This is a genomic window from Pseudomonas frederiksbergensis (assembly GCF_003732275.1).
Classification (GTDB): Bacteria; Pseudomonadota; Gammaproteobacteria; order Pseudomonadales; family Pseudomonadaceae; genus Aquipseudomonas; species Aquipseudomonas frederiksbergensis_H.
In genome coordinates, this window is the sequence record NZ_MOBM01000011.1 from 62281 (window position 1) to 83407 (window position 21127).

The 21127-nt window shown below is 58.2% G+C and carries 18 protein-coding genes; 6 read left to right on the top strand and 12 right to left on the bottom strand.

The genetic code is table 11. The features are described 5' to 3' along the window. The first annotated feature begins 45 nt into the window (after window positions 1-45). The 3 genes from BK662_RS07835 to BK662_RS07845 all read left to right on the top strand — a co-directional run bounded on the left by BK662_RS07835 (window position 46) and on the right by BK662_RS07845 (window position 5267). Window positions 46-1335 carry a GGDEF domain-containing protein gene (locus tag BK662_RS07835; RefSeq protein WP_123357598.1) on the top strand — a complete coding sequence of 430 codons (1290 nt, stop codon included), beginning with the start codon at window positions 46-48 and terminating at the stop codon, window positions 1333-1335. A gap of 90 nt (window positions 1336-1425) precedes the next feature. After that, window positions 1426-3222: an acyl-CoA dehydrogenase C-terminal domain-containing protein gene (locus BK662_RS07840; protein WP_123357599.1), complete on the top strand. Its 1797-nt coding sequence runs from the start codon at window positions 1426-1428 to the stop codon at window positions 3220-3222. 266 nt (window positions 3223-3488) lie between these two features. Next, entirely contained in the window at window positions 3489-5267 is a 1779-nt protein-coding gene (locus tag BK662_RS07845) for an acyl-CoA dehydrogenase C-terminal domain-containing protein (protein WP_123357600.1), read from the top strand. 226 nt (window positions 5268-5493) lie between these two features. Here the strand turns inward: BK662_RS07845 and BK662_RS07850 are convergent, their stop codons facing one another. After that, on the bottom strand, window positions 5494-6423 hold the full coding sequence (locus BK662_RS07850; RefSeq protein ID WP_123357601.1) for a LysR family transcriptional regulator: 930 nt from the start codon (window positions 6421-6423) through the stop codon (window positions 5494-5496). A gap of 169 nt (window positions 6424-6592) precedes the next feature. Here BK662_RS07850 and BK662_RS07855 point away from each other — a divergent pair, with 169 nt between their 5' ends. Beyond that, a complete protein-coding gene (locus tag BK662_RS07855) occupies window positions 6593-7876 on the top strand; it encodes an aspartate aminotransferase family protein (RefSeq protein ID WP_123357602.1) in 1284 nt (427 codons plus the stop codon). A 204-nt stretch (window positions 7877-8080) separates the two neighbouring features. Further along, window positions 8081-8239 carry a YqaE/Pmp3 family membrane protein gene (locus tag BK662_RS07860; RefSeq protein ID WP_007904205.1) on the top strand — a complete coding sequence of 53 codons (159 nt, stop codon included), beginning with the start codon at window positions 8081-8083 and terminating at the stop codon, window positions 8237-8239. 154 nt (window positions 8240-8393) lie between these two features. Here BK662_RS07860 and BK662_RS07865 read toward each other — a convergent pair whose 3' ends face one another. From BK662_RS07865 to BK662_RS07910, 10 genes are all read right to left on the bottom strand, one after another. Continuing rightward, on the bottom strand, window positions 8394-10226 hold the full coding sequence (locus BK662_RS07865; RefSeq protein WP_123357603.1) for a S9 family peptidase: 1833 nt from the start codon (window positions 10224-10226) through the stop codon (window positions 8394-8396). Further along, on the bottom strand, window positions 10192-11367 hold the full coding sequence (gene pqqE / locus BK662_RS07870) for a pyrroloquinoline quinone biosynthesis protein PqqE (protein ID WP_123357604.1): 1176 nt from the start codon (window positions 11365-11367) through the stop codon (window positions 10192-10194). Before pqqE ends, BK662_RS07865 begins: the two co-directional genes overlap by 35 nt. Further along, window positions 11339-11614 carry a pyrroloquinoline quinone biosynthesis peptide chaperone PqqD gene (gene pqqD / locus BK662_RS07875; protein ID WP_123357605.1) on the bottom strand — a complete coding sequence of 92 codons (276 nt, stop codon included), beginning with the start codon at window positions 11612-11614 and terminating at the stop codon, window positions 11339-11341. Before pqqD ends, pqqE begins: the two co-directional genes overlap by 29 nt. After that, window positions 11611-12363, bottom strand: a complete 753-nt coding sequence (gene pqqC, locus BK662_RS07880) for a pyrroloquinoline-quinone synthase PqqC (RefSeq protein ID WP_123357606.1) — start codon at window positions 12361-12363, stop codon at window positions 11611-11613. The genes pqqD and pqqC overlap by 4 nt, the downstream gene beginning before the upstream one ends. 147 nt (window positions 12364-12510) lie before the next feature. Continuing rightward, window positions 12511-13422, bottom strand: coding sequence for a pyrroloquinoline quinone biosynthesis protein PqqB (gene pqqB / locus BK662_RS07885; RefSeq protein ID WP_123357607.1), 912 nt, complete (start codon window positions 13420-13422; stop codon window positions 12511-12513). A gap of 84 nt (window positions 13423-13506) precedes the next feature. Beyond that, window positions 13507-13581 (bottom strand): pyrroloquinoline quinone precursor peptide PqqA, encoded by a 75-nt coding sequence (gene pqqA / locus BK662_RS07890; protein ID WP_009045898.1) that lies wholly within the window; start codon window positions 13579-13581, stop codon window positions 13507-13509. 156 nt (window positions 13582-13737) lie between these two features. Next, on the bottom strand, window positions 13738-16176 hold the full coding sequence (pqqF, locus tag BK662_RS07895) for a pyrroloquinoline quinone biosynthesis protein PqqF (RefSeq protein ID WP_123357608.1): 2439 nt from the start codon (window positions 16174-16176) through the stop codon (window positions 13738-13740). Window positions 16177-16214: 38 nt separating this feature from the next. Next, the gene (locus tag BK662_RS07900) at window positions 16215-17009 is read right to left on the bottom strand and encodes a carbon-nitrogen hydrolase family protein (RefSeq protein ID WP_123357609.1); all 795 of its coding nucleotides are present in this window, start codon (window positions 17007-17009) and stop codon (window positions 16215-16217) included. A 12-nt stretch (window positions 17010-17021) separates the two neighbouring features. After that, complete coding sequence (locus BK662_RS07905) at window positions 17022-18704, bottom strand: flavin monoamine oxidase family protein (protein WP_095052657.1); 1683 nt, start codon at window positions 18702-18704, stop codon at window positions 17022-17024. A gap of 221 nt (window positions 18705-18925) precedes the next feature. Then, window positions 18926-19387 (bottom strand): Lrp/AsnC family transcriptional regulator, encoded by a 462-nt coding sequence (locus BK662_RS07910; protein WP_007980298.1) that lies wholly within the window; start codon window positions 19385-19387, stop codon window positions 18926-18928. A 240-nt stretch (window positions 19388-19627) separates the two neighbouring features. On the opposite strand from BK662_RS07910, the gene BK662_RS07915 reads away from it, so the two are divergent. Continuing rightward, window positions 19628-20275 (top strand): zinc metalloprotease, encoded by a 648-nt coding sequence (locus BK662_RS07915; RefSeq protein ID WP_123357624.1) that lies wholly within the window; start codon window positions 19628-19630, stop codon window positions 20273-20275. A 19-nt stretch (window positions 20276-20294) separates the two neighbouring features. Here BK662_RS07915 and BK662_RS07920 read toward each other — a convergent pair whose 3' ends face one another. After that, window positions 20295-21086 (bottom strand): response regulator transcription factor, encoded by a 792-nt coding sequence (locus BK662_RS07920; RefSeq protein ID WP_123357610.1) that lies wholly within the window; start codon window positions 21084-21086, stop codon window positions 20295-20297. Between the last annotated feature and the right edge of the window lie 41 nt (window positions 21087-21127).

The window sequence follows — 21127 nt, forward strand, 5'->3', positions numbered from 1 at the left end:
TGCAGGCACAATGCCATCTATGTTTGCCGGGTCGGAGCTTTACCCTTGCTGCGTTCTTCCGCTGTACGTTTCAGTCATTTTTTGCCATCGCTGCTGTTGCTGCTCGCGGGGCTTGCGGCTGCCTACGTCAAGGATCTCAACGTCTTCTTCACTTCGCTGTTTAACGTGCTGCCCACTCTGGTGCTGTTGCTCGGCGGAGCGTATTGCGCGGTTTACCGACGTCAGCGTGAACTGTTTCTGATGGTCACGGTGTACATCGCCTACTTCCTGCTCGACACCCAGACCGATTACTACCGCGACAACGGCAAAGTCCGCGAAGACGCCGCCGTGGTTTTCCACCTGTGCTGTCTGTTGCTGCCGTTGCTCTTTGGCTTGTTCGCCGCCTGGCAGGAGCGCACCCACCTGTTCCAGGACATGGTGGCGCGCTTCGCCGTGTTGCTGGCGTTCGGCAGCGTGGCGCTGGGGCTGGAGCAAAGTTACCCACAGGTGCTGCTGATGTGGCTGTCGGAGATCCGCTGGCCAGCTTTGCATGGCGCCTGGATGAGCCTGATCCAGTTGTCCTACCCGGTATTCATCGCCTCTTTCCTGTTACTGGCCTGGCAATACTGGCGCAATCCAAGACCCTTGCATGCTGCGCAATTGGTGGGGCTGTTGGGGTTGTTCTGGATGTTGCCGAAAACCTTCATCCTGCCATTCACCCTGAACATCATGTGCAGCCAGGTGATGTTGATGATTGCCGCGGCGGTTGCCCATGAGGCCTATCAGATGGCCTTCCGCGATGAGCTCACCGGCCTGCCGGGTCGCCGCGCCCTGAACGAACGCATGCAACGGCTGGGGCGCAATTACGTGCTGGCCATGGGCGACGTCGATCACTTCAAGAAATTCAACGACACACATGGTCACGATGTCGGCGACCAAGTGTTGCGGCTGGTCGCCAGCAAGCTGTCGAAAATCAGCGGGGGCGGTAGGGCATATCGCTACGGAGGTGAAGAATTTGCTCTGGTGTTCGCAGGCAAGACCCTCGAAGAGTGTATGCCGCACCTGGAAGTCATTCGCGAATCCATCGCCACCTACAACATCCAGCTGCGCAACCAGGATAGCCGTCCCCAGGATGACCAGCAGGGACGCCAGCGCCGCGCGGGTTCAGGCGCCTCGAGTGTATCGGTCACCGTCAGCATCGGTGTCGCCGAACGGTTGGAACAACGCACGCCGGAAGAAGTGCTCAAATCCGCTGACCAGGCGCTCTACAGCGCCAAAGGCGCGGGGCGAAACTGTGTGATGGCTTTCGGTCAGAACCGTCGTGGCGCGGTGCGCATGGACGCCGCTGCGGGTTGAGTGATGATGGCGCATTCAGCGTCTGGACTGTGATTGTGAGGCGTGGTGCGGGGCAGTAGGTTTGAGCCATCTGCTGCCGGAGAAATGACCATGCCCGAGTACAAAGCTCCCCTGCGCGACATGCGCTTTCTGATCGACCACGTCTTCGACTTTCACAGCAACTACGCCGCGCTGGGTGCCACCGATGCCAGCCCGGACATGATCAATGCGATCCTTGAAGAAGGCGCGAAATTCTGTGAGAACGTTCTCGCACCGCTGAACCGAAGTGGCGACGAAGAAGGCTGCCATTTCGACAGCGGCGTGGTCACAACGCCTACAGGTTTCAAGCAGGCTTTCGCGCAATATGTTGAAGGCGGCTGGCATGGTCTGGCGGCGGATCCGGCTTACGGTGGCCAGGGCTTGCCAAGTTCTTTGGGGCTGGTCATCAGTGAGATGGTCGGTTCCAGCAACACCTCCTGGGGCATGTACCCCGGCCTGACTCACGGTGCGATGTCGGCGATTCACGCCCATGGCACCAAAGAGCAGAAACAAACCTATCTGAGCAAGCTCACCGCTGGTCAATGGACCGGCACCATGTGCCTGACCGAAGCCCATTGCGGCACCGATCTGGGCATCATCAAGACCCGCGCCGTGCCTCAGGCCGATGGCAGTTACGCGATCTCTGGCAGCAAGATCTTCATCTCCGCCGGCGAGCACGACATGAGTGACAACATCATTCACCTGGTGCTGGCTAAACTGCCGGACGCTCCTGCCGGTACCAAGGGTATTTCGCTGTTTATCGTTCCCAAATTCCTACCCAATGCCGAGGGCGAGGTGGGCGAGCGCAATGGCGTTTCCTGCGGCTCGATCGAACATAAAATGGGCATCAAGGCCTCGGCTACCTGTGTGCTGAATTTCGACGACGCCAAGGGCTTCTTGATTGGTGAGCCGAACAAGGGCCTGAACTGCATGTTCACCATGATGAACCACGCGCGGCTCGGCACCGGTATGCAAGGTTTGTGTCTGGGTGAGGCGAGCTTCCAGGGCGCGATCAAATACGCCAACGACCGCCTGCAAATGCGCTCGCTGACCGGCCCGAAAGCGCCGGAAAAAGTCGCCGACCCGATCATCGTTCATCCCGATGTGCGCAGGATGTTGCTGACCATGAAGGCCTTCAACGAAGGCAACCGGGCGCTGACTTACTTCACCGCGCAGTTGCTGGACGTCGCTCATCTGAGCCCGGATGAAACGGCGCGTCAGGATGCCGAAGACCTGTTGGCGTTCCTGACGCCAATCTGTAAAGCCTTTATGACTGACACCGGGCTGGAGGTGACCAACCTCGGCATGCAGGTGTTTGGCGGCCACGGTTTCATTCGTGAATGGGGCATGGAACAGTTGGTTCGCGACTGCCGGATCGCGCCGATCTACGAAGGCACCAACGGCATTCAAGCGCTGGACTTACTTGGGCGCAAAGTCCTTGGCAGTCAGGGAAAACTGCTGCGCGGCTTCACCAAAATCGTCCACAAGTTCTGTGCGGCAAACGCTGAACATCCGCAACTCTCCAGCTATGTGGCGCAGCTCAATGGTCTGAATCAGCAGTGGGGCGAGCTGACCACCAAGGTCGGCATGGCGGCGATGAAAAATCCGGATGAAGTCGGCGCCGCCTCGGTGGATTACCTGATGTACAGCGGCTACATCATCCTCGGCTACCTGTGGCTACGCATGGCGTTGGTGGCTCAGGCGCAGTTGGAGGCGGGCGGCGGCGATGCCGATTACTGCCGGGGCAAGCTGGCGACCAGCGAGTTTTACTTCAAGCGTTTGCTGCCACGTACCGCGGCTCATCGGGCGGCCATCGAGGCGGGCAGTGATTGTCTGATGAAGCTGCCGGCGGAGTTGTTTGCGCTCTGACGAGTATTTGAAAAGCTTCGCGGGCAAGCCTTGCTCCTACGGTTCTATGTCGTTCACGTGAAATGCATGCGACACGACCTGTAGGAGCGAGGCTTGCCCGCGAATGCGTTCTGGCAGCCGAGAACTATCTCCTGAAATGCCGGTGACTAAAAATAACAAAACGGTCATGAGTTGACCCTATGTGTCGTAAAAGTTGTTGAGGTACACTCGGACACAACGAAATCACTATTCTACGAACCACCTGTTTAGATCTTGCGAGGTTTGCCATGGCTGACTACAAAGCGCCCCTGCGCGATATGCGCTTCGTCCTCAATGAAGTTTTCGAGGTCGCCAAACTCTGGGCCGAACTGCCTGCGCTGGCCGAGACCGTCGATGCGGAAACGGTCGAAGCCATTCTGGAAGAGGCCGGCAAGGTCACCAGCAAAAGCATCGCGCCCCTGAGCCGTGCAGCTGACGAAGAAGGTTGCCACTGGGCCGACGGTGCCGTCACCACCCCGGCCGGTTTCCCACAGGCTTATCAGACTTACGCTGAAGGCGGTTGGGTCGGTGTCGGGGGCGATCCGACCTACGGCGGCATGGGCATGCCCAAGGCGGTTTCGGCGCAGGTCGAAGAAATGGTCAACTCCGCGAGCCTGTCGTTCGGTCTGTACCCGATGCTGACTGCCGGCGCTTGCCTGTCGATCAACGCCCACGCCAGCGAAGAGCTGAAAGCGGCGTACCTGCCGAACATGTACGCCGGTATCTGGGCCGGTTCCATGTGCCTGACCGAGCCGCATGCCGGTACTGACCTGGGGATTATCCGCACCAAGGCCGAGCCTCAGGCCGATGGTTCCTACAAAGTCAGCGGCACCAAAATCTTCATCACCGGCGGTGAACACGACCTGACCGAGAACATCATCCACCTGGTATTGGCCAAACTGCCCGACGCGCCAGCGGGGCCGAAAGGCATTTCGCTGTTCCTGGTGCCGAAGTTCATGGTCAATGCCGATGGCAGCCTGGGCGCGCGCAACCCTTTGAGCTGTGGTTCGATCGAACACAAGATGGGCATCCAGGCATCCGCGACCTGCGTGATGAACTTCGACGAAGCCGTGGGTTACCTGGTCGGCGAGCCGAACAAAGGCCTGGCGGCGATGTTCACCATGATGAACTACGAGCGTCTGGGCGTCGGCATCCAGGGCCTGGCCACTGGCGAGCGCTCGTACCAGAACGCTATCGAATACGCTCGCGACCGTCTGCAAAGCCGCTCGCCGACTGGCGCGCAGAACAAGGACAAGGTGGCTGACCCGATCATCGTCCACCCGGACGTGCGTCGCATGCTGCTGACCATGAAAGCCTCGAACGAAGGCGGCCGTGCCTTCTCCACTTACGTGGCGATGCAGCTGGACACCGCCAAATTCAGCGAAGACGCCACCACCCGCAAGCGCGCAGAAGATCTGGTTGCACTGCTGACGCCGGTGGCCAAGGCCTTCCTGACCGACCTGGGTCTGGAAACCACGGTTCACGGCCAGCAGGTTTTTGGCGGTCATGGCTACATTCGTGAGTGGGGCCAGGAGCAACTGGTTCGTGATGTACGGATCACCCAGATCTACGAAGGCACCAACGGTATTCAGGCGCTGGATCTTGTAGGACGCAAGATTGTCGGCAGCGGCGGGGCGTTCTACAACCTGTTCGCTGACGAGATTCGTCATTTCATCGCGACGGCCAATGCTGACCTGGCGGAGTTCACCCAGCCGCTGAATGATGCGGTGGACACTCTCGACGAACTGACCGCGTGGTTGCTGGACCGGGCGAAAAACAACCCGAACGAGATCGGCGCGGCGTCGGTCGAGTATCTGCAAGCATTCGGTTACATGGCCTACGCCTACATGTGGGCACTGATGGCCAAGGCAGCCTTCGGTAAAGAAGCTCAGGACGATTTCTACGCGAGCAAACTTGGTACGGCGCGGTTCTATTTCGCACGTCTGCTGCCGCGTATTCACTCGTTGAGCGCGTCGGTAAAGGCGGGTAGCGAATCGTTGTTCCTGCTGGACGCAGGACAATTCTGATCCTTTGACGTTATGTAAGCATTCTCTTACATAACGTGCTGCTGTTTTCCCATAGGCGAAGATTGGATCCAGAGCTAATCTACTTCACATGGACGTCGCGCAGGAAGCGCAAAGCAACAACACGGACACGTAGGATTCTGCCAGGATGGCGGAGTGAAATGGATGTCAGGGAAACAGTCTGCAAAGCCCCGCTTCGGCGGGGTTTTCTTTTGCCTGGAAAAAGTGCTCAGCTCAAATCGTCCAGTGTCGCTGGGCCATTCAAGTGGTCATCCGGGCGATTCATTACTTCTTCCAGCAATGTCCGCAACAACGTCAGCGAAGCCTGTTGTCGCTGCACATCCCGACACACCAATCCGACTTTCAGCGGCACCCGCGGCTCGCTCAGTGGCTTCCACAGCAAGGCCTGATCGCCATGGGTCTTTTGCGAGCGCCCAGGCAGAACCGTCGCCAGTCGCGTGTGCGGCAGGCTGTCGAGAATCCCCGCCATGTTGTTCAACTCAGCCTGCACCTGCGGGCGACGTCCCAGATTGGCCAGTTGTGCCTGCCAGATCTGCCGCACCTGAAACTCCTCACCCAGTAGCAACATCGGCAACTCGGCGGCCTGGCTCATGGAGACTTTCTTGAATTCCCGCAACGGGTGACCCGCCGGGATGACAAGGGTCAGTTCATCTTCGTACAACTGCACGCCGTGCAAACCCGGCTGACGGGGCGGCAGGTAACTGATGCCGATGTCCAGCGAGCCGTTGAGTAGCCGCCGCTCGATTTCCAGGCCGGTCAGTTCATAGATCTGCACCACCAAATGTGGCTGTGCCTTGCGCAGACGTTCGAGCATTTGCGGCACCAGGCTGGAATGCACGGTCTGCAGCACGCCGATGGCCAAGGTTCGCAGCGCTTTTCCCTTGAAGTTGCCCAAGGCTTCGCGTGCGCGTTGCAGGCCATCGAGCAAGGGCAGGGCATGGTTGTACAACGTGTGAGCAGCCAGAGTGGGCAGCAGACGTTTGCTGCTGCGTTCGAACAGGCTCACATCGAGGTTTTTTTCGAGTTGGCGAATCTGCTGGGACAACGCTGGCTGGGAGATTGAAAGTCGCTCGGCGGCCCGACCGACGTGGCCTTCTTCGTAGACCGCGACGAAATAACGCAGTTGCTTGAAATCCATAAGTAATACTTATCGAAAATGCTGAGAAATCGAAATGGCTCAGTGCCTTGCCTACACCTAGTCTAACCGCATTCACAAGGCTTACAGGGCCAGAGCGCACGATGAATACCGTTTACGGCAATGGTGTTTACATAGGCAAGGCAAAAAACCTCAAACGAGGTTTTATCCAATGAATCTGTTCAACCTGCGACGCAAACCACCGAGCCTTGATGACTTGGCGATGGCCACCTCCTTGTCGTCCAGAAGCGACAACTTATCCAGCGAGTGCCTGATGCCCAGTGTCGAACGGCCGAAACAGATTTTCGTGCGGGGCCAAGGCTCGTGGCTGTGGGACAGCGATGACCGCGCTTATCTGGATTTCTCACAGGGTGGCGGCGCCAATAGCCTCGGACATAGTCCCTCAGTACTGGTCAAGGCGATTTCGGAACAGGCTCAGTCGTTAATCAACCCAGGTTTCAGTTTGCATAACCGTGGCATGCTCAACCTCACCGAACGGCTCTGTACCAGCACCGGCAGTGACCAGGCGTACCTGCTCAACAGTGGCAGCGAAGCCTGTGAAGCGGCGATCAAGTTAGCGCGTAAATGGGGCCAGCGACATCGTGGCGGCGCTTCGCGGATCATCGTTGCCAGTAAAGGTTGTCATGGCCGTAGTCTCGGGACGATTTCAGCGTCGGACAGTTCGAATCTGATCAACCGATTCGAGCCACAACTGCCGGGCTTCAGTCATGTCCCGTTCAATGACCTGCCAGCACTGCATGCGGCCGTAGACGCCCAGACTGTCGCAATCATGCTCGAGCCGATCCAGAGCGAGGCCGGAGTGATTCCCGCCACCGAACACTACCTCAAAGGTGTCGAGCTCCTGTGTCGTGAGCTTGGCATCTTACTGATACTCGACGAAGTACAAACCGGCATCGGTCGCTGCGGCACCTTGCTCGCCGAACAGTCCTACGGCGTGCGGGCAGATATCGTCGTGCTCGGCAAAGGGCTTGGCGGTGGCGTGCCATTGGCGGCATTGCTGGCGCGAGGCAAGGCCTGTTGTTTCGATGTCGGCGAACTGAGCGGCACGCATCATGGCAATGCACTGATGAGTGCGGCCGGTCTTGTCGTCCTCGACAACGTGCAGGACAAGGGCCATCTCGATCATGTACGGGAAATGGGTCAGCATCTGCGTGAAGGATTGAGTCGTCTGGCTCATCGCTACGGTCACGGTGAATTGCGCGGGCAAGGACTGCTCTGGGGTCTTGATCTGTCCGACGATTCGGCTGAGGCCGTAGTCAAGGCTGCGTTGTACGAAGGCTTGCTGCTCAACGCCCCGCAACCCGATTGCCTGCGCTTTACCCCGGCCCTCACCGTCAGCAAGGTCAATGTCGACGAAATGCTCCTGCGCCTGGCCCGCGCCTTCTCTCGCGTGCGCACCGCGCAACTGCAGTGCCGCAAAGGTATTGCAGTCTGATCAGTCCCGTCCTACACGAATTCCAGAACCGTCTCGCGGTATAACGCATCGCCCCACGCCTGATTCTTTTGGCGTGGGGCGTTTTTTTGTCTTCATCGGTATCTGGAGGGGCTGTGATCCGAATCCACAACTGAACCCTGAAGAACGCCGCAGGTCGATTAGCTGTAGGGTTCACAAGAGCCTACTTCAATCAGGAGCTACCCCATGGACTTTATCCGAATCATCATCGCCATTCTTTTGCCGCCACTGGGTGTGTTTCTGCAAGTCGGTTTCGCTGGGGCATTCTGGCTGAACATTCTGCTGACATTATGCGGTTACATTCCGGGGATCGTGCATGCGGTGTACATCATCGCCAAGCGCTGAGTTTTGCCGCACCGGTTAGATCGCATTCGCGAGCAAGCCCGCTCCCACATTTGATCTCTGGTATTCACACATAATGTGTTCACAGAAGGTCCAGTGTGGGAGCGGGTTTGCTCGCGAATGGGGGCACCGCAAATACCTGCACTGAGCGCAGACTTCAGTCCGCCAACTCCATCACCCTTTGATAAAACAACCACTCCTGTTCCAGCGCATGGGCCTGATTGCCGGCCTTGCGAAAGCCATGGCGTTCGTCGGCGTAGTAATGCGCTTCGACCAGAATGCCGTTGTCCTGTAGCGCAGTGACCATGTCGCGGGTCTGTTGTGGCACTACCACGGCGTCCAGTTCACCCTGAAAGAAAATCACCGGAACACTGATGTTGTTCGCGTGCAGCAATGGCGTGCGCGAGGCGTAGCGTTCGGCGTCTTGCACCGGGTCGCCGATCAACCAATCCAGATAATCGCCTTCGAACTTGTGGGTGGCGCGGCCTAGCGCAACGGGATCGCTAACGCCATACAGACTGGCGCCCGCACGAAAGACCTTGTGAAAGGCCAATGCGCACAATGTGGTGTAGCCACCGGCGCTGCCTCCACGGATAAACGCCTTGTCGCCGTCGATCAGTCCACGTTCGGCGAGGTAGGCCACCACCGCACAGGCATCTTCCACATCCACATCGCCCCAACTCAAATGCAAGGCCTGGCGATAAGCGCGGCCATAGCCGCTGCTGCCTCGGTAATTGAGGTCGGCCACGGCGAAGCCGCGTTGTGCCCAATACTGGATCCGCGGGTCGAACATCGGGTAGCAGGCCGAAGTCGGGCCGCCGTGAATGAACACCACTAACGGCGGTTTCGTGTCGCCGGTCATCGCCGGGTAGAAGAAACCATGGGCCTCGCCCGAACCGCTCGGATAACGCAGGGTTTGCGGACGGCTGATCTGTTCGGCGGGCAGCGGTGCGATACCGCCGGCCAGAACGTTGACCTGGCGTGTTTCACGGTCGATGGCAATGATTGCCGACGAACTGACCGGCGAAGCGGCGATGCAGTAGATGAACTGCTCATCCTGTGCGAGGTGGCGCAAGCGGCTGTAGTCGCCCGTGAAATCGTCACGGGAGCCATCGCCATGACAAAGCCCCAGTCGACCAAAACCGCCTTCGGTCCAACTCGCCAGATAAGTGTCTTCGCCCAACGGCAACCAGGTGCAACCACCCAATTGCCAAGGCGCCGGTCCATGGTCGGCGGCCGCGCTTGGCAGTGGGCTCAGACCGTTACCCGACTCCACCCACGGCTGCCAGAAACCGCCGCGATCCGTCAGACAAAACAGACGGCCGCTGTCATCGAATCGTGGTTGTTGCAGTGACTCCTGGGCACCGTCACCCGCCACACAGCGCGGTTGCGCAAAGGTGTGATCGCTCTGGCGTTCGGCAACCATCAGGCGAGTAGCGGTCCAGGGCTGATCCGGGCGATTCCACTCGATCCAGGCCAGACGTCGACCGTCAGGACTCACGGTCGGTGCCGCGTAGAAATCGGCGCCTTCGGCCAGCAAATGACGTTGGCCATCAGCCAGATCGATAGCCACCAGGCGATGTCGATCGCGGTACTCTTCCACCGCCAGCACTTGCCCGTTGACGAAGTGCAAATCGCCGTAGCGGCATTCACTTGAAGTCAGCACCTCAGGCGCCTCACCGGTTAGTGATTGCCGGTACAACTGCTGGTCTGCCTCGTTGACGAAAACAAGCCCGTCATCGGTCAGACAAAACGCGCCGCCGCCATATTCGTACACCCGGCTACGCACACTGAAGGTGGGCGGTGTCAGGCACCGAGCCTGACCGTCGCGCCACTGCCAGATCCGGCAGGCGGCGTCCTCGGGGCGGTATTCGTTCCAGAACAGGCCATGCTTGCCGATTTGCAACTCGGCGAAGTCAATGCCGGCCGCGACAGCCCTGGCGGCGCTTAAGGGTTCAGCTTTTGGTGATGAGGCGTGAGTTTCGTTCATTGCGAAAGGCCAGTTGTTCAATGGTCTGGGTCGCGTGTTCGGCTTCTTCGCGGGCCTTGAGAATCACGCCGTGATGTTCCGACTTGCTGCACACCGGGTCGGCGTTGCTCGCGTCACCCGTGAGCATGAATGCCTGACAGCGACAGCCGCCGAAGTCCTTTTCTTTCTCGTCGCAGGAACGGCACGGCTCGGGCATCCAGTCGTAACCGCGAAAGCGGTTGAAGCCGAACGAGTCGTACCAGATGTGCTGCATGCTGTGGTCGCGCACGTTGGGAAACTGCACCGGCATCTGTCGGGCACCGTGACAGGGCAGGGCGGTTCCGTCCGGCGTGACTGTCAGAAAAATACTGCCCCAGCCATTCATACAGGCTTTCGGGCGTTCTTCGTAATAGTCCGGCGTAACGAAAATCAGCTTGCACGGATGCCCTTCAGCTTCCAGTTTGGCGCGGTATTCGTTGGTGATGCGTTCGGCGCGAACCAATTGTTCTTTGGTCGGCAACAGGCCAACCCGATTGAGCTGGGCCCAGCCGTAGAACTGGCACGTCGCGAGTTCGACGAAGTCCGCTTCAAGGGCAATGCACAGCTCGATGATCCGGTCGATCTTATCGATGTTGTGCCGATGGGTGACGAAGTTCAGCACCATCGGGTAGCCGTGAGCCTTCACCGCACGAGCCATTTCGAGCTTTTGCGCGAAGGCCTTTTTTGAGCCGGCCAGCAGGTTATTCACTTGCTCGTCGCTGGCCTGAAAACTGATCTGGATGTGGTCCAGACCGGCCTTCTTGAAGTCGCTGATTTTCTGCTCGGTGAGACCGATGCCAGAGGTGATCAGGTTGGTGTAGAAACCCAGCTTGCGCGCCTCGGCGATCAGCTCGGCGAGGTCTTGACGCACCAGCGGCTCACCGCCGGAAAAACCCAGCTGCGCCGCACCCATCTCCCGGGCTTCGCGAAAGACTTTGATCCACTGCTCGGTGGACAACTCTTTACCCTGCTCGGCGAAATCCAACGGATTGGAGCAGTACGGGCATTGTAGCGGGCAGCGATAGGTCAGCTCGGCCAGCAACCACAGTGGCAGGCCGATTTCAGGCTTGGGCGGTAACTTGTCTGACACGGAATCAGGCAAGTTCGATCCAGTGCTGAGCACGGGCGACCTCCATGAATTGCTCGATGTCATCACCGAGTTCAGGCACGTCGGGGAACCGCGCGCCCAGTTCGGCGATGATCGCCGTGACATCCCGCTGACCATCAATCAAACCGCCAATCAGCGCAGCGCTGTCGTTGAGTTTGATCATGCCTTCCGGGTAGAGCAGCACATGGCCTTTTTGCGCCGGTTCGTACTGGAAGCGATAGCCGGTGCGCCATGTCGGGGTTTTGCTGCGATCGAAACTCATACGGTGATTCCTTTATGCCAGACCCGCTGTTCGGTCACGCTGTGGTACGGCGGGCGGTTCAGTTCGTAGGCCATGCTCATGGCATCGAGCATGCTCCAAAGAATGTCCAGTTTGAACTGGAGAATTTCCAGCATGCGCTCCTGGCCTTCCCGCGTAGTGTAGTGCTGCAAAGTGATCGCCAGACCATGCTCCACATCCCGGCGTGCTTGCCCCAGGCGAGTGCGGAAATATTCGTAACCGGTCGGGTCGATCCACGGGTAATGCTGCGGCCAACTGTCGAGGCGCGATTGGTGGATCTGCGGCGCGAACAGTTCGGTCAGCGAACTGCTCGCAGCTTCTTGCCAACGGGCCCGGCGGGCGAAGTTGACGTAGGCATCCACGGCGAAACGCACGCCGGGCAGCACCAACTCCTGAGAGCGCAGTTGATCCGGGTCGAGGCCGACCGCTTGGCCGAGGCGTAGCCAGGCTTCGATGCCGCCCTCTTCGCCGGGAGCGCCGTCGTGGTCCAGCAGGCGCTGAATCCACTCGCGACGAATCTCTCGGTCCGGGCAATTGGCCAGGATAGCGGCGTCCTTGAGTGGAATGTTCACCTGATAGTAAAAGCGGTTGGCGACCCAACCCTGGATCTGCTCGCGGGTTGCCCGGCCTTCATACATCGCCACGTGATACGGGTGATAGATATGGTAGTAGGCGCCCTTGGCGCGCAGGGCCGCTTCGAATTCGGCGGGGGACATTGCGGTGTCAGTCATTGCGGTTCTCCGGGGTATAACCCTAGATGTGTAGTGCTTGTACGGGCTTCATCGCGAGCAGGCTCGCTCCCACAGGGGGCAAGTGGTAACCCAATCCAGTGTGGGAGCGAGCCTGCTCGCGATAGACCGCGCAGCGGTCTTGGTTTCCTACAACACAATACTCATGCCGTCATACGCCACTTCAACCTCGCGCCGAGCCAGCTCCGCGCGCTCCGGCGAATCCTCGTCGAGAATCGGGTTGGTATTGTTGATGTGGATAAGCACTTTGCGCTGTTTGGGCAGCTGCTCCAGCACTTCGAGCATGCCGCCAGGGCCGTTCTGCGCCAAGTGGCCCATCTCCCGGCCAGTGCGCGTGCCGACACCACGGCGCTGCATTTCGTCGTCGTCCCACATCGTGCCATCCACCAACAGGCAATCGCTGCAGGCCATGATCTTCATCAGCGATGCGCCGACCTTGCCCAGGCCCGGTGCATAGAACAGTTTGCCGCCGGTGCCCAGGTCTTCGACGATCAGGCCAATGTTGTCGCCCGGGTGCGGGTCGAAGCGATGCGGCGAGTACGGTGGTGCGGCGCTACGCAGGGGCAGAGGGGTGAAGCGCAGGTTCGGGCAAGCCGGGACGGTAAAGCTCTGATCGAGTTCGATACGGTTCCAGTTCAACCCGCCATTCCAGTGGGTCAGCATGGTGAACAGCGGGAAACCGGTGCTCAGGTCTTCGTGGACCATGTCGGTACACCAGACCTGATGCGGGCAGCCTTCGCGCAGGCTGAGCAGGCCGGTGGTGTGATCGATCTGGCTGTCCATCAGGATGATTGCGCTGATGCCGGTGTCACGCAGTGCGCGACCTGGCTGCATTGGAGCGAAGTTCTGGAGCTGAGCGCGGATGTCCGGCGAAGCATTGCACAGCACCCAGTTCACGCCGTCATCGGAAATCGCGATGGACGACTGGGTACGCGCCTCGGCCCGCAGGCTGCCGTCGCGAAAACCTGCGCAGTTCACGCAGTTGCAGTTCCACTGGGGGAAACCGCCGCCGGCGGCGGAACCTAGAATCTGGACAAACATGGCCGCTCCATCATTGAAAGCTGAAAATAAAAACGCCCCGGCGAGCCGAGGCGTAGCACTGCATTCTCTACCAGACGGCAGAGCTTAGCGGCTTGCGAAGTACATGGTGACTTCGAAGCCGATACGCAGGTCGGTGTAAGCAGGTTTGGACCAGGACATAGAAGCGCTCCTTCAGGTGGATGGGACAGTTGAGACCTATACATATAGTCCACCTCCAGCCGGAGATGTTCAGATAGTTAGGTGGCTATGTTACTCAAAATTACACAGCGATTGGCCACGAATCTTTGAGAAAGCTAATTGCAGCACCGGTAATGATCATTTTGCCACTTGCCAAGGCGTCCCCGGACAAGATCCGCTGGCCAGACAGCGCCATCCGCCGTCGGCCCGATTCAAGCGTTGTGCCGCCGCCAGCAAGGCTTCACGGTCGATCATCAGAATCGCCTGAGGCAGATGTTTCAGGTAATCCGACGAGTGGCCGGCCAGTTTGCCTTGCCAGAGCAATTCGGCGGCTTGGGTGTTGGGCAGGGCGGAGCTGTCGAATTGATCGGCCAGGGCTTGGCGCTGAACGATGAAGGTCGCGTCATCGATGCTTTCAATCATCCCTTCCAATTCGCTGAGGAACTGTTTGATGTGCTCCAGCAAATCCAGAGGCGCGACGCTCGGTGATTGCACGCCGAACAGCAGTCCGGTCTGACCGTTTATCTGGCGTAGTCCGCTGAATACGGCGTAACCGAGCTGCAGCTCCACCCGCAGGCGCTGGTAGAACGGCGTCTGGCACACGTGTGCGAGCAAACGCCAGGCGGCTTCATCGGCGATGTCATGGGTTGCTGTTGGACAAAAGAGCAACAGCGCGTGTTCGCTGGATTCGGTATCGACGGAGTTCCAGAGATGCTGCGAGCGAATCGACGGAGGCGGCGTCAGTTGACTGTCCGCAGTGCCGGGAATACGACTCAAGGCAAGCCCCATCGCCGCTTGAGTCTGGGCAGACAGGCCTGTCGCCAGACCATCCCAGCGTGCGCCCGACCAGAGTTGCTGCGAGTCATCTGAGGCGTCGGTGTGCTCAAGGCATAGATCAGGCAATGCCTTGAGCAGCTGTCGAATCGGCATCAACGCAATGGACGCCGGCTCTTCCTGTGAGAAATCGGCATCAGGTTTTGTCAGTTCTTTCAGCGCATGTTCGAGGACTGTCGGCATCGGTTCCTGCAGGCCCGTCATCTTCAGCAGCCATTCATTGCCCAAAGCGCTGAAGGAAAAGTCGACACCGGCCTGACGTGCATCTTCGCGCAGCATCCGCAGGTTGTTTTCCAGATTCGACTGAAGGCGGCCGTGAGGTGCGGATTCCAGGCGCCAGCGCAGATAAACCGCACCTTCATCCGTGTTATCCGGCAACGCCTGACTGAACTGCATCGGCGATCGTTCGCGGCGACTGCGTGAGCGATCCTGGGCAAAAGTCCGCAGGCCGCGGTGGGCGCTGGTCTGGCCGCGAATCAATCCGGCATTCGAGGCTGGAGTCTCGGCGCGCAAAAACGGGTTGGGGGGCGGCAGTTGCCACTGGACGGTGAAGTTATCCACAGCGCCAATTTGTTTGAGGATTGCTTTCAGGGCGACAACGCCCTGTTCGGATAACCCGGGTTCAAGCTGTTCGCTGTCTCGTCGGGCCAGTTGCAAGGCGCTGCTGACTTGCTGTTGGCGCTGCAGCAGAGCTGCATATTCTTCGCGCAATTCGGCCCAATCCCGATGGGAGGCAAAGAAGCCCAGCCAATCCAGAACCTGATCACGGATCACGCTTTGCGGTTGCGTGGCGTGGGCGGGCCGTGTGAATTCGATGTGCAGCAAGGCTTGGCCAGCGTAGTAATAGAGCGGCGCGGCTTTCAGGTTGTCCGCCAGCCCATGCTCTCGCAGCTGCGCCAATAGGCCGCCGGGTTTTTCGGCGTTCAGCCAGTGGCACAGGAACGCCAGCGCTTCGGGCGATGAGTCGGGCAGCGCTTCGAAGGCGAACACCACATCCAGCCGACGCTCTCCAGCCTGTTGATAACTATTGTCTGAAGAATCCATCAGCAGGGTGGGCTTTGTCTGAGGGACTTTATTCCCGGCGGTAATGGCAGCGGAAAACTCCTGGGCCATCACCATCAACTCATCGCGACTCTGTGGCCCGGCCAGGCTTAGCGTCATCTGCCCGGTCTGGTAAAACCGCTGATAGAAGTCCTTCAACGATTGTTGAAATTCGGGCTGCGGTACCGGCAGGCTGTAGCGGTTTCCAGCATGAAACGCCCGCAATGGATGAGCCGCCGAGAGCCCGTCGAACAAAGCAAATTGCTGCTGGGCCGTCGCATCCCGCAACCAGGCGACAAATTCGGCGTGCAGCACTTCCCGTTCCCGCCGCTGATCGTCCGGATTCATACGCGGATGAGCGAGCATGTCTGACAGACGCTCAAGTCCACCCTTAAACGCCTGAGGTGGCAGCTCGAAAAAGAAGTCTGTCGTGCGTTCGCTGGTTCGCGCATTCACCTGCCCGCCATGACCTTGTACGTAGGCCATCAGCCCTTGTTCTGCGGGAAAGCGCTCTGTACCCAGGAACAGCAGATGCTCAAGAAAGTGCGCCAGCCCCGGCCAGGCCAGTGGCACGTCATGACTGCCGGCAGCGACCCGCAACGTAGCGGCGCAGCGCTTCAAATCGGGAGCATGACGCAGCGTCACCCGCAGGCCATTGGCGAGGGTTTCAGTGTGGAGGCGAGGGTGATTCAGCGCAGGCATGAGCACTTCCAGAACAGAGAAGCGCTAATGCTAGCGGATTAGGGCTTGTTCAGCTCGCCGTATAGCTCGGGACGGCGATCGAGGAAGTAGCGATTGGCGGCGCGGGAATCGATCATCAGCTGACGATCCAGTTCACCGACAATCAGTGCTTCATCAAGTCCGGCCTGGGCGATGCGGCTGCCATCCGGCGCGGCGATGCTGCTCTGGCCGCAATACTGGATCTCGCCTTCGTGCCCGCAGTAGTTGGCGTAGGCCACATAACACTGGTTTTCGAAGGCCCGCGCGCGGACGGTGACGTCGGCGATGAAGTCGTAGGGGATCATGTTCGCCGTCGGCACCAGAATCAGCCCGGCACCGGCCAATGCCAGGCGCCGGGCGTTTTCCGGGAACTCCAGGTCGTAGCAGATCAAAAAGCCAAGCTTCCAGCCGTTGAGTTCAACTAGCGGAAACTCATCCGGCCCGGCGCTGAACATCGAGTGATCGAGGTCGCCGAACAAGTGAGTCTTGCGGTAGTTGCACAACCGCTCGCCATTGGCGTCGATCAACTGCACAGCGTTGTAGATCTGCCCGTCTTCGGTACGCTCCGGGTAGCCATACAAAATGGCGATCCCCGTCGTCTTGGCAATGCGCGCGATTTGCTGCGCCGATTCACCGTTGTGCACCTCCGCCAGCACACTGACCGCATCGATGCCGATGTTGTAGCCGGTCAGGAACATCTCCGGCAGCACCAGCAAGTCTGCGCCCTTGGCCTCCAGCGCCAGTTGATGCAAGCGTTGCAGATTACCTGCGACATCCAGGGGCAGCGGTGGACATTGGTAAAGGGCTACGCGCATTTCGGATTCCTCTTACTCGGGCAGGGCGATCGGACCGATCTCGTTGAACACATCTCCTGGACCCGGGTTTTCGGCGTGAGTTTCACCGCCGAAGTGTTTCATGATCCCCCACACCGCGTTGAGAGACGTCTGCACCGCGCCTTCGACCCAGGCCGGCGTCCACGAAACGTCGTCGCCGGCGATGAAAATCCCGCGCTGCTCGGGTGGCATGTCGTCCTGCATGAAGTGCGCATACATGCGCTGGTTGTAGCGGTAGTGGCCGGGCAGGGCGCCTTTGAAGGCCCCGAGAAAGTGCGGGTCGGCTTCCCACGACACGGTGATCGGATCGCCTATGATCCGCGCGGCGATGTCGACTTTCGGGTAGATCTTCTTCAACGCGTCCAAGGCCAGCTTCACGCGTTTTTCCACCGGGTGAGGGAGCATTTTCAGCGCGTCGCTCATCCACGAGTACGACAGGCAAATCACCCCTGGTTTGTCGTCGCCATTGTCGAAAAGATAGGTGCCGCGGGTCAGGCGATCGGTGAGGGTCATGCTCATCAGGTCGCGACCGGTTTCCGGGTCCTTGTCCTTCCAGAATGGGCGATCGACCATCACGAAAGTCTTCGATGATTGCATGTAGCGGGTGCGGTCCAGGGCCATCCACATCTTTTGCGAGAACAGGCTTTCGTCGCATTCGATCTGAGTGGTCAGCAGCCAGCTCTGGCAGGTGGTCAGTACAGCCGCGTATTCGCGTGTGTCGCCGTAGTTATCGGTAACAGTAAAACGCCCGTTCGGTGCATGGGCGATTTTTTTTACGCCGGAGCGCGGCGCACCGCTGTGCAGCGAACTGAGGCTGGTGCCTTCAGGCCAATGCACGCAACGCTCCGGCACATGGCGCCAGATGCCCAGCGGCACTTGCTCCACGCCGCCGACTACCAAGTGCTGATGATCGTCGCAGTTGGTCATCACCACGCGGAAGATTTCCAGCATCGAGTTGGGGAAGTCCGAGTCCCAGCCGCCAGTACCGAAACCGACTTGGCCGAACACTTCGCGATGATGGAACGAGAGCTTGGCGAAGGCTTCGGAGGTGGCGACGAAATCATAGAACGTGCGGTCGTCCCACAGCGGCACCAGGGTGTTCCATAGTTCCTTGAGGCGCGGCACGTCGCGGTCACGGATCGCTTGCTGGATATCGGAGAACTGCGAACCGGCTTCCAGAGCATCCGCCCAGGCGTCAGCAACTTCCTGGAACAGTGCAGGAAGATCCGCCAGTTTCTGTGCGTAATGAGTTTTGCCTTCCAGATCGATTACCGTGCTGCCCGACGCAGGCGTCAGCGGGTTCGGGAAGGGTTTGGTCTGCAGGCCAAGCTTGTCGACGTAGTGATAAAACGCGGTCGACGACACCGGGAAACGCATGCCGCCGAGTTCGGCGATGATGCCTTCGGCACCGTTGAACGCCTGGGAGCGCAGGCGACCGCCCATCTTCGAGGCTTCATAAACGACGGGTTTGAGGCCCAGCTTCATCAATTCGTAGGCGGCCACCAGACCGGCAATGCCAGCCCCGACAATCGCCACCTCGGCGCCGTGATTGTGCGCCGGAATGCTGCCCAGCCCGGCCGGGTGTTCGATCCAGTCGTCGAAGGCGAAAGGAAAGTCCGGGCCGAAAACGGTGACCGGTTTTTTACCGTCTGCAGGATGGCGATTGTTCTTGTTCATGGCTGACCTTGCTGGCGACCTGACGCAGAGTGCGCGTCTGAGTATAGGAAAAGATGGCAGCCATTCTAGAGAGCGTAGAACACGTTAATAAGACGCAATGTGTCGTCATTTTGCTAATAGCCTGATCAATGTGACGATGTATTGCTACACACTGTTCAATGTGGGAGCGAGCCTGCTCGCGATGAGGCCCGATCAGACAATGAAGAATTATTGGTTGAAACTCAAACCGGCTGCCCCCGATCAATCTTGCTACTCAAGATGATCGAAGTCGTCGTCTTCTCCACGCCATCCACACTGCCAATCTGATCCAGCAACTGATCCAGTTGCTCCGGCGAGTCGGTGCGCAACCACGCCACATAATCAAATTCGCCGCTCACTGCACACAACTGCTGAACCTGCGCCATGGCGCTAAGACGACGCAGCACTTCCTTGCCGGACCGCGGTTGCACCGTAATCCCGACATACGCCTGCAATCCGCCATCAACCACCCGCTGCCCCAGGCGCACACCGTAACCGGTGATCACTTTGGCCTTTTCCAGTCGCGCCAGACGCGACGTCACCGTGGTGCGGGCGATACCCAGTTGCCGGGCGAGCATGGCCACGCTTTCGCGGGCATTGATCTGCAAGGCCGCGATCAATTGGCGGTCGATTTCGTCAAGAACGGGCGGGCGGGTGTCAGGCAAAGGGGCATCTCCAGCGGCACAGATCAATGGGCAGGCATGTTACAGGCACATCCTGCGCGGTGCTCGTGGCGGTTGTCTGATCCGGATCATCAGCGGCATCTCGGTCGGTTTACCAGGACGCTGTGTAACGAAATGGTTAATCGCTGATTCAGATTGGCTAATCAATGGTCGATAGCATGGACAGGTGTCGTAACTCGTAGTCGAATGCGCTACTAAGGACTGTGACGGGAGATGCTGGCAATGATGAAGAAGATGCCTCCCGCTATGCGGGAACATGCATTGCAGATTGCGAATCACGAAATGGGGCACTACGTAGTTGCCCGAGCCTTGGGCTTTGAAACGGGTGATGTGACCCTGAAAGTCACCATGGACTTTAGGCATCAGGCCGGGGCTTCCATTCTCTTGGCGCGGTCAATCTCTTCCATAGAAGAAATGAAGGAACATCTGGAAGGTCGGCTGATTGTGCTTTTTGCTGGCGCTATGAGTCAGACATTATCTACAAAGCACTCAGCCAGGAAATTCGTCGATAAATCGAAAGCGACAGCCATCCTGAATGGAGAGCTTGGGGCGGAACAGGATTACGCAAAAGTAAGGGAGTTACGACACTTGCTGCGGAATATCTCTTACCCCGATACAGATCCAGCCTCGTCCGAGCGCATAACTGCCGAACTTAAAGAGATTACTGATCGTGTGTGGCTGCGGACTCAACAAATCGTAGAGGCATTGGCCGATACGATTACCGAATTGGGCGCGGCACTAGTAGACGGCATGACCATTGTGGAGCAATGGGGTAGGCCGGCGGATACCTATGAGGTTGTGTTGACGGGTGAAATGCTTGAGCGGCTGCGGCCAGTGCAGGCGATTCCGTCGTTGAGTGTTTGGGCCTGAAAAGTGCCAAGCGCTGACTTCAATTTGCAGGGAAGATATCCTGTTTTGGCATAAAAAATCGAGCAAATAGTTCGGGTTGTGACTTGATGTTTAATTTGGCGTAAATGTTTCGGCGGTGAACTTTTATAGTTTCTGTCGACAGGGCAAGTTTTCCGGCTATCTCTTTGTTAGAAAAGCCGCTAAGTAATAATTGAAGTACGTCCTTTTCGCGCGTTGTTATTTGTGTGCCCAGCTGAATGATCGTTTCTGACCATGAAGTTGGCTCAGGGAGGTCTTTTTCTACGTCAACCTCAAAACACATGCGTTGATGCATTAGCGCAGTCACCCATGGTTTGATAATGTCAAGTATTGTTATTTGCTCTTGATTAAAGCGGGTTTTGCTGCCAAAGGAAATGCATAGCGTTCTATCGGCGTCAAGCTGGACATTGTACTGCGCTTCATCGACAGAAATATATTGCGCGAAATATTGATGATAATACTCGGTTTTAAGGAAGTGCTCTGGCGCAATATCCAGCATATGAAAGAAGCCGCTCTGTGGGTTTTCTCGATTCGCAATATAAAACGGATCCAGCATATAAAGCCCCTTCACATAGCGATGAGTGAATGCATCTATCTCTTCTGTATCTGCTACTTCAGGAAGGCTGACAACTTGCACTTGTGTATTGCTAAATATGAGTACGACCCAGTTATCGATTTGCACATATTCATTTAATATACGAATAAGTGAACTCCAGAATTCTGGACGGTTCAACTGCATGATCAGCTTTCCAATCGATCGGTGCCAAGCCAGGTTATGACGGTCGAGTGGCATTTTCTACCCCTTTAGGGTTAGGGATTCGTAGGTCAGGGGTA

Bases quoted from the DNA above. Each gene is read 5' to 3' on its own strand.
- BK662_RS07900 (WP_123357609.1), bottom strand. From the start codon at position 17,009: ATGCGCGTAGCCCTTTACCAATGTCCACCGCTGCCCCTGGATGTCGCA.
- BK662_RS07845 (WP_123357600.1), top strand. From the start codon at position 3,489: ATGGCTGACTACAAAGCGCCCCTGCGCGATATGCGCTTCGTCCTCAAT.
- pqqF (WP_123357608.1), bottom strand. From the start codon at position 16,176: ATGCCTGCGCTGAATCACCCTCGCCTCCACACTGAAACCCTCGCCAAT.
- BK662_RS07855 (WP_123357602.1), top strand. From the start codon at position 6,593: ATGAATCTGTTCAACCTGCGACGCAAACCACCGAGCCTTGATGACTTG.
- BK662_RS07905 (WP_095052657.1), bottom strand. From the start codon at position 18,704: ATGAACAAGAACAATCGCCATCCTGCAGACGGTAAAAAACCGGTCACC.
- BK662_RS07920 (WP_123357610.1), bottom strand. From the start codon at position 21,086: ATGCCACTCGACCGTCATAACCTGGCTTGGCACCGATCGATTGGAAAG.
- BK662_RS07840 (WP_123357599.1), top strand. From the start codon at position 1,426: ATGCCCGAGTACAAAGCTCCCCTGCGCGACATGCGCTTTCTGATCGAC.
- BK662_RS07850 (WP_123357601.1), bottom strand. From the start codon at position 6,423: ATGGATTTCAAGCAACTGCGTTATTTCGTCGCGGTCTACGAAGAAGGC.
- BK662_RS07860 (WP_007904205.1), top strand. From the start codon at position 8,081: ATGGACTTTATCCGAATCATCATCGCCATTCTTTTGCCGCCACTGGGT.
- BK662_RS07865 (WP_123357603.1), bottom strand. From the start codon at position 10,226: ATGAACGAAACTCACGCCTCATCACCAAAAGCTGAACCCTTAAGCGCC.
- pqqB (WP_123357607.1), bottom strand. From the start codon at position 13,422: ATGTTTGTCCAGATTCTAGGTTCCGCCGCCGGCGGCGGTTTCCCCCAG.
- pqqD (WP_123357605.1), bottom strand. From the start codon at position 11,614: ATGAGTTTCGATCGCAGCAAAACCCCGACATGGCGCACCGGCTATCGC.
- BK662_RS07915 (WP_123357624.1), top strand. From the start codon at position 19,628: ATGATGAAGAAGATGCCTCCCGCTATGCGGGAACATGCATTGCAGATT.
- pqqC (WP_123357606.1), bottom strand. From the start codon at position 12,363: ATGACTGACACCGCAATGTCCCCCGCCGAATTCGAAGCGGCCCTGCGC.